Origin of the sequence: Thermoflexus sp. (assembly GCF_025055495.1) — a bacterium.
GTDB lineage: Bacteria > Chloroflexota > Anaerolineae > Thermoflexales > Thermoflexaceae > Thermoflexus.
The window spans coordinates 1-8083 of the sequence record NZ_JANWXB010000335.1 but is presented as its reverse complement, the minus strand read 5'-3'; the positions used below and the strand labels follow the sequence as shown (position 1 = coordinate 8083).

7 protein-coding genes are annotated in these 8083 nt (G+C 61.7%); 6 read left to right on the top strand and 1 reads right to left on the bottom strand.

The annotated features are described in order from the left end of the window. The first annotated feature begins 101 nt into the window (after positions 1–101). A complete protein-coding gene (locus NZM16_RS10700) occupies positions 102–806 on the top strand; it encodes a response regulator transcription factor (protein ID WP_295449885.1) in 705 nt (234 codons plus the stop codon). 486 nt (positions 807–1292) lie between these two features. After that, the gene (locus tag NZM16_RS10695; protein ID WP_295480320.1) at positions 1293–3665 is read left to right on the top strand and encodes an NACHT domain-containing NTPase; all 2373 of its coding nucleotides are present in this window, start codon (positions 1293–1295) and stop codon (positions 3663–3665) included. 117 nt (positions 3666–3782) lie between these two features. On the opposite strand, the gene NZM16_RS10690 is transcribed toward NZM16_RS10695, so the two are convergent. Beyond that, positions 3783–4583 carry a hypothetical protein gene (locus tag NZM16_RS10690; protein ID WP_295480318.1) on the bottom strand — a complete coding sequence of 267 codons (801 nt, stop codon included), beginning with the start codon at positions 4581–4583 and terminating at the stop codon, positions 3783–3785. Positions 4584–4748: 165 nt separating this feature from the next. On the opposite strand from NZM16_RS10690, the gene NZM16_RS10685 reads away from it, so the two are divergent. The 4 genes from NZM16_RS10685 to NZM16_RS10670 all read left to right on the top strand — a co-directional run. Further along, positions 4749–5570, top strand: coding sequence for a deoxynucleoside kinase (locus tag NZM16_RS10685; protein ID WP_295449877.1), 822 nt, complete (start codon positions 4749–4751; stop codon positions 5568–5570). A 395-nt stretch (positions 5571–5965) separates the two neighbouring features. Beyond that, a complete protein-coding gene (locus NZM16_RS10680) occupies positions 5966–6211 on the top strand; it encodes a hypothetical protein (protein ID WP_295449874.1) in 246 nt (81 codons plus the stop codon). A gap of 335 nt (positions 6212–6546) precedes the next feature. Further along, positions 6547–7092, top strand: coding sequence for a GNAT family N-acetyltransferase (locus NZM16_RS10675; protein WP_295480316.1), 546 nt, complete (start codon positions 6547–6549; stop codon positions 7090–7092). A gap of 406 nt (positions 7093–7498) precedes the next feature. Continuing rightward, positions 7499–8083 (top strand): competence/damage-inducible protein A (locus tag NZM16_RS10670; protein WP_295480314.1); only part of this gene is annotated, 585 nt, incomplete at its 3' end.

Here is an 8083-nt window from a genome sequence, read left to right as displayed (position 1 = left end):
CGCTGAAACCTTGTCCATCCCCAAATCAAGCAAGTCCTGAAACAACAGGTGAAGAGCCATCCGAAACAAACACGCCCGGAAACCTCAGGGGGGAAGAGGACTTGAACGCCAAGAAGATCCTGATTATCGAGGATGACGTAGAGCTGGCTCGCTTCCTGGCTTGGCAACTGGAGCAAAACGCCTATCAGGTCTCCATTGCCCATAGCGGCCAGGAAGGCCTGGACCTCCTGCGCTCCCAGAACCCCGATCTGATCCTCCTCGATTTGATGCTGCCCGGCATGGATGGATGGGAGGTCCTCCGAACGATCCGCTCGACCGGTGAAACCCCGGTGATCATCATCAGCGCCCTAGGGACCGAATCGGATATTGTGCGGGGCCTGGAGAGCGGCGCGGATGATTACCTCACGAAACCCTTCGGCCCTCGACAGCTCATCGCCCGCGTCCAGGCTGTCTTGCGGCGCTATGAATCCACAGCCTCCCGCGAGGTCTACGATAACGGACGCCTTTATGTGAACCTGATCACCCAGGAAGTCCGGGTAGATGGGCGCCCGGTTGAGCTAACTCCGACCGAGTTCAGGCTCCTCTCCACCCTCGCCCGCTTTGCGGGCCGTCCGCTGACCCATGATTTCCTGCTGCGCGAGGTATGGGGGGAGGAGCATATCCAGGACCGGGGCTATCTGAAGCTTTACATCTGGTATCTCCGCCAGAAGATCGAGCCGGATCCCAATCACCCCCTTTTCATCCGAACCGAGCGGGGGATCGGCTACCGGCTGGTCGGCCCTGGCGAGCTCGGAGTCCATAAGTGATTCAGATCAATTCGGAGTTCCGCGGTTGGGGCGTAATGGCCCGGGCCAGATGCTCCCACTCCCCCGATCTCCTCTCTCCGCATTCGTCCGGGCGGTGGAGAGAGGGGATACAAATACCGCCCTTGAAACGCGATCCGAATAGTCGGTAGGGGCGAGACCGGGCACCCAAGGCGCCCAGCCCCGCCTTAGGGCTTTGTCCAGTTATCCACTGGGGATTTGAGGAACCGAGGCGCGTTTAGAAGGCGATGGCCCTCCCCCCCTTTCTCCCCCCTCCCCACGGCCCTCTGGGCTGTGGGGAGGGGGAGAAAACATCTTTCGGGGGCGGTGCAGGGAGTCAAAGGTCCCCCGCGCTGCCCCTGAAAACCCCCAAATGAAAAATGGACAAAGCCTTAGAACCCCCGGCAGAGATCGACCGGGGTTGTGCGTGGAGGGTGTGCTGCCTCCCCGCGCACAACCCAGATCTATAAGGACCCTGGAGGAGCATTCGTGGGTTTTCTGGGATCATGGCGCTTCGATCCGCTCTCCGCTCTCATCGGGGCCGCCCTGGCCTCCCTGGGCGCTGGCCTGCTCTACGGGAGCCGGCGTCCACTCAGACGACTCTATGAGGGCGTGAGGGGACGCCTGAATCAGGCCCGCCAGCGCCTGCGGCTATCCGCGGAGACGCAATATCGACACTGGTTGCTGGAACAGCTTCCGACTTGGATCGCCTGGTCGGCGCTGGATCCCCGCCTCGCTCATTGTCTGCTGGAGCCGCTCTTGAGTCCTCCCCTGCCCTACCCGAGCACCCAGGTTCAAGAGCTTCCATCGGAGCCTGGACTGCCTCTGGGCCAGGCGGTTCAAGTCGCCTCACGGGTGTTCCTCTACGGGCCGCCTGGGAGCGGCCGCACCGGTGCCCTCTGCTGGTTGATCCAGGAGGCCCTCGCCGGACGCCTGAGGTGGAAGGATCGAACTTCTATCCTGCCCTTTTACATCCGCCTGCCCCTGCTCGCCCCCGATCCCCTGGCTCCACCGGAAACCGCCCTCGTGGAGGCGATGAGCGGAATGGTCCCTCTGATCCTGCGAGCTCGCTTGGACAGCATGATCCGCGCGTCGCTGCGGGATGGCGCCGTCCTGTTGCTCCTGGATGAATTGGAAGAAGTCCCGCCATCACGTCGATCGGAAATCCTGCGCTGGTTAGGCAAGCTGCTGGAGAGCTATCCAGAGACCCACGTGGTGCTCGCAGGGGATGAGAGCGTGACCCGCCTGGTGGAAGAGCTAAGGTTCCTTCCCCTTGCGCTCGCCCCATGGTCCGAAAGCATGGTGCAACTGTTCGCAGAGCGCTGGGCTCAGCTCAGCGGAATACCTGCATCGGAGATGAAGACGTATCTGAAAACATGGGAAGTGCCACGGCCAGTCCGCCTACGTCCCGCCGATGTGGCCGCTGCCGTAGTGCTGAGACGGGATCGCCCGGGAGGTCCAGAGCTTTATGACGCGGTCCTGGACCGAATGCTCCAGGGGATCCCGGGCAAGACCATGCTGACCCCATCCACCGCCCGCCTGATCCTGGGTCAGCTGGCCCTTCAGTTATTCAACGAGGAACGCTTCGTCATTACCCTGGAAGATATGGAGCAGGCGCTGATTCGCTCCATCCCCGAGCTGGCCCCGCCGGGGGGACGCCGGAATCTGGACCGGGCGATTGAGATGCTGACCGATCCCGGACGGCCGGTGGTGCCGATCGATGAGCAGCGAGGGTGTTTCCGCCATCCCTTGCTTCAGGCGTATCTGGCCGCCTGGGCGCTGGCTCAGTCCGGCGATAATACCGCCCTGATGCCTCACCTGGATAATCCTCGATGGGCGGACGTTTTCACGTTCTATGCCGCCCTCGGCCCGATGTCCGGCATCATCGATCGAGCCCTTACAGAGCCTGATGATGCCTTCCACACCCGATTGTTGCGCATGGCGCGATGGATCACCGTGGCCTCTCCTCAGGCTCCATGGCGCCCCCAGGGAATGGCCGCCCTGGGCCGGGCGTTCCTGAAACCTGGATTGCCGATGGTCCTTCGTCTGCAGCTGGCGGAGGCTCTGGTGGCCACCCGGGATCGCGGCGTGCCCGTTCTTTTCCATAAAGCCCTTCGCCATCCAGATCCAGAAATCCGCATGGCTGCCATCCGGGGCCTGGGGTGGCTGGGCCAGGAAAGCGATCTGCCCTTCCTGGAGCAGGCGCTGACCGATCCCGAGCCCGAAGTCCGCCGCGCCGTCATCGCCGCTCTTGGCGAGCACCGCACTGAGACCGCCATGAAACGCCTGGTCCTCCTCCTCCTGGAAGCGGAGGAGCCTCTCCGTCGCGCGGCAGCGGAGGCTTTGCGGGCGTATCCAGATGGTCCTCAGCTCCTTCAAGAAGCAACCGAGGAAGCGGATTGGCGGACTCGCCGGGCCGCGGTGTTCGCGCTGGCCTTGATCCCAGAGGACTGGGTAAAGGCCCGCCTGGAAGCCATCGCGCGAGAGGATCGAGAATGGCTGGTGCGGTCAGCTGCTCAGGATGCGTTGACGCTCTGGGAGAAGAACCGCCAGCCGCCAGCCCTCGATCTCCGCCCGGTCGTCGTGGAACAGCAAGGATGGTTGATCGAGTGGGCCGTGCAGGAAGGCGAAGCCATCGGGGAGCGGTCCTCTGCGATCCACAGCCTCTATCGAGCCCTGGAACGCGGCAACGAGGGAGTGCGCCGGGCCGCCATCCTGACGCTGGCACGTGTGGGGGATCAGGAAGCCCTGGCGCCATTGCGGATCCTCGCCTTCGATCCTAGGATCGACCGCCTCACCCGCGATCTCGCCTTTCGAGCTCTGGAGGTGATCGCCCGCCGCACCGGAGCGCGGGTGCTTTAGAGCGAGCGACACGCCGTGACAAACCGAAGGGCGGAGGGGATGGGACAAGCGGTGAAGCCACCTGTTCCACCCTTCTAGTTAGTCTTTCCCGTTCGCAGCACGGGAAAAAGGGTCGCATTACCTCGGCAAGAGCCGGTGCGCCTGCGCCAAGTGCCTCCACATCTCTCCCTTGTTTTTGTTTCCCGCAATCTCGGGGAAAGTCACCACCAGCTCCCCCTCAAATTCCGTTCGCTCCAGGATCAGGCGGCCCTCTCGATCCCACCATTCCAGATGCTCCGGCCCGCAACGAAACATCACCATAGAAACGGAAGGCCTTATCCGATCCCACAGCGCAGGGAAGTCCCCCGGAAGCGCTCCCTCCAAGTCCAGGGCGATCCATGGCCGGATCATCGTCCGGAACACGCGAGGGACCTCGAGAAGAAGCGGGCTGACCGCCGAAAGCCGGAGCCACAGGGTCAGGCGCAGGCCACCCAGGACAGGGAGGAGACGCTGGATGAACCTTATCGCTTCTCCGGGCTCCCACCGATCCGTCCCTTCCAGGAGCAATCCTTGAGCGCCCAGGAAAGCAGCTGCCGCCGCAGCGGTCAACGCATACCGCTGGATGCGAGAAGCGTCCACCTCCTGGGAGGAGCGAGGGGCGATCGCCCAGGCGATCAGACGGACCCCTGTCCTCAGACGCTCGAAACGCAGGGCATGCAAACGCGGACGGCTGTAATCCAGCGCCTCCGCCCATTGCGATACCTCGCGCCAGTTCTCGATATCCGGGCTCCTCCACCACCACAGGCGCCGCCTTCGAATGGGACGCAGGATTTCGTCATGCACGACCATGCGGAGGATCCCCACGCGCTGCGCTTGCTCGAAGATCGCCTCAGGAGAAGACCCGGGAAACGAACGATCGGAAAGCGTCAGCCTCCACATGTCCCTTCTCCGCCTCGGCGGGAAGTATGTCAGGTGACCCGGGATGAACCCAATGATCCGGGGACGCCACCCAAAATTCAAGTCGACAAAGTGATATCTGGGGTTGTGGATCTTGCGATATGATGGATCTCACTCGGATCTTCTCTGGATCCATGGGAGGCACCCATGACCCGCTGGTTTCTGGCCATTGAGGGCGTGATCGGTGCTGGCAAGACCACCCTGGCTCGAATGCTGGCCCCTGCGCTGGGAGCATATCTTGTCCTGGAGCGGTTCGAGGAGAATCCTTTCCTGCCGCATTTTTATCGGGATCGCGCCCGCTATGCCTTTCCCACCCAGATCTTTTTCCTGTTGAGCCGATATCGCCAGCATCAGGAGCTCGCCGCCCGCTTAGAGCACGAGCCGGTGGTCAGCGATTACATGTTCGCCAAGGATCGTCTCTTTGCCCATTTGAATCTGGACGGAGATGAGCTGGCCCTTTACGAGCAACTGCATAAAGCACTGGCTGAGAAAACCCCTCAACCGGCTCTGGTCCTCTACCTTCGAGCGGATACAGACACTCTGATGGCTCGTATTGCCATGCGAGATCGACCTTATGAGCGAGGAATGGATCGAGCCTATATCGAGCGCCTCCGCCTGGCTTATGAAGCCTTCTTTTCTACCTATGAGGGCCCTTTCCTGGTTATCGATGCCACTCGTCCTTTCGTGCAGGATGAGGATGTGTTCCAGGAAATCCTGCGGGAGGTGCGCGGCGCATTGGGGTTGGGCCCTGCCCAGCAGCCCCTTCCGGTTTTCACTCGCACGGCGCTTCCTTCATCCGCAGCTACAGAGGAAACCCTCGCTCGGGCCTTCGCGGATCTGACCCGAACCATCGGTTTCCTCCGGGAAGCGCTTTTCACAGAGCCGCGGGATCCTCAACGCGTCGCGGATGCCCTTCAGATCTGCCATCAGCAACTCGTGGCCATTGCCCAGGCCGCAGGGATCTCATAAAAACCCGAGAGGACAGAACCGGCGGCCAAGGGATCCGCCCCACCACCTCCATCCCCTCGTTCGCATCGAAACGGATCTGGTATGGACGGAGGAGGGCGTTGAGGGTGAAAGTAACGCCCCTCGAGGTTGTCTAACAAAAAAGCGATATGGCGATCAACAAATTCGCCAGGCCTTCTACGCAGATATAAAATAAGGTTAGAGAAAGGTCGGGTTGGAAGAGCAGGGGAAACCGTCCACGCCGACCCTTCCCCAGAGGGCTTGGGGGGACGGTGGGGTCACCCAAGAAGGGAATCGGGATCGGGCAACCCGGGAAGGACCTTTAGGACGCGAGGGGATCGAGCTGGAGACGGTCACAGGGCGAATGGCGTTAGTTTGGAAAGGGTGGTGAGGTCCGAATGGTTCTCCGAATCACGGAACGCGCGCAACGAGCGCTGGATGAGCTGCATCCGAAACATCGGGAACAGGTCATGCGGCGGATCCGTCAGCTGGCGGCGGCTCAGCGCCCGCCGCTGACGAAGATCCGCCATGATCGGGGGGAGTTATTGTCGTATCGAGCGGGAGAATATCGAATTTATCTGACCTGGGACGAGAAAACTTTACAAATTGAGGATATTCGCAAGCGAAACGATGCCTATCGCTGAGAATAGTAGAGGGCGATGGCCCCTCCCCCTTCCCACGGCCCGGAGGGCCGTGGGAAGGGGGAGGAAACGGCTTTTGGGGGCCTTCGGCTCCCAGCCTCCCAAAACCTTCAAGCCCAAGATGGACAAGGCGATCGTGTTTCCTTGCAGCTGATTGAGCTTTCGATTTCTGGGGCTTCTTGGATGGGCGAAGCCGCCTTCGGCGGCCCTGCCCGTCCAAAGCACAGAAGAGTCGACAAAGCGACGCGCCCTCGTCGGTGGAGCATGGGGCAGGTAACGACCGAAGGCAACCAAGCACCTCAATCGCCCACATTCCCTCCGGAAGGAGGTGATTTCTTTTGCCTCGCTCAACGAGCTCCATTCGCATCGTGCAGGAGCCCCTTTCTGGCTCCGCAGATCTCATCGATCTCTACCTGCGTGCCTACCAACCCTTGGGAGATTATTATTACCGCTATCGAACGGAAGTGAAAGCTTATCTAAAATGGCTCCGCCATCGAGATCCTCATGGATCGTTTATCGCCTATGATGGGGATCGCCCGGTGGGGTTCATCGCCACGGATTCCCGGTGGAACCACGGGACGGTTGGAGCGATTCATGAACTGGTGGTGGATCCGGAATATCAGAGGCGCGGTCTGGGACGCGCCCTGTTGCTACGGGGGATGGCTTATCTGCGCTCACGAGGCTGTCGAGTTTGTGAGCTCTGGGTAGGCGAGCACAACAAACGGGCCCGCGCCATCTATCAGGCCCTGGGCTTTCAGGAGAATGGACGATGGGGTAAGTGGGTCCAGATGATGCGCTCGCTGGAGGATCTGCCGGAGGGCATCCATCTGGAAACCGCTCTCGTCGGATCACCTCCCTCTACCCAGATCCCCTCTGAAGATTAGCGATGCGGAGCTCTGGGGCAAATCCAGGCAGGAGTGACGAAGCGGGCTCCGCCCCCCAAGGTGTTTTTTATCCCTCCACGGCCCTCTGAGCCGCAGGGGGATAAAGGGGATGGGGTCCTCCGGCCCTGGCCGCTGCGTTCCCAGCCGCCTCACTCGATTTGAGCATGGAGGGACAGGCAGCGAAGTCGCCTGCCTCTCCCTCGTTGCTTCGCGGCGGAGGTAATCGAGCCCTTTTCAGCCGCTGGGCGGTTCGCTCTCGGGTCTGCACGACGGCTGGACCTGAGCCTGATCTCTTTTTGGGGTTGGGGCATCGCCTTCGGCGGCGCCCCAGCCTCCACATCCCCAAGAGAGCTCAGAAGTTGCCCAATGGCGCGTTCAATCATTCCAATCCGCCTAAGGAGGATATATGCCCAACGCGGAGGTCCTAGCCACTGGAACGGAACTGCTGAGCGGAGACCTGGTGGACACTAATTCCTCCCGGATCGCCCGCGCCCTTCAATCGCTCTCGATCCCCCTGGTTCAGATCACCGTGGTCGGGGACGATCGGCCTCGCATGGTGGCCGCCATCCAGGCTGCGCTGGCCCGGAGCGAGATCCTCATCATCAGCGGGGGACTGGGGCCCACGGTGGACGATGTGACGCGCGAGGCGGTCGCGGAAGCCATGGGGCGCCCGCTGATCTTCGATCCCGAGCTCTTCGAGGCGATCCGCGCTCGCTTTCAGGCTTTCGGGTTCCCCATGCCGGAGAACAACCGCCGCCAAGCATTCCGCCCCCAGGGCTCTCAGGTGATCCCCAATCCCATCGGAACCGCCCCGGGGTTCATGATCGAGGAGGGGGACCATATTCTTTTCGCCCTGCCAGGAGTCCCCCGCGAATTGGAGCGAATGCTCACGGGATCCGTGATCCCCTACCTGGAGAAACGATTTCCGCCTGCGGAGGCAATGGTCTGGCGGGTGATCCGCACGATCGGGATCGGCGAGAGCATCATCGAT

Coding starts and splice junctions, on each gene's coding strand:
- NZM16_RS10680 (WP_295449874.1), top strand. CDS start 5,966: ATGGTTCTCCGAATCACGGAACGCGCGCAACGAGCGCTGGATGAGCTG.
- NZM16_RS10690 (WP_295480318.1), bottom strand. CDS start 4,583: ATGTGGAGGCTGACGCTTTCCGATCGTTCGTTTCCCGGGTCTTCTCCT.
- NZM16_RS10685 (WP_295449877.1), top strand. CDS start 4,749: ATGACCCGCTGGTTTCTGGCCATTGAGGGCGTGATCGGTGCTGGCAAG.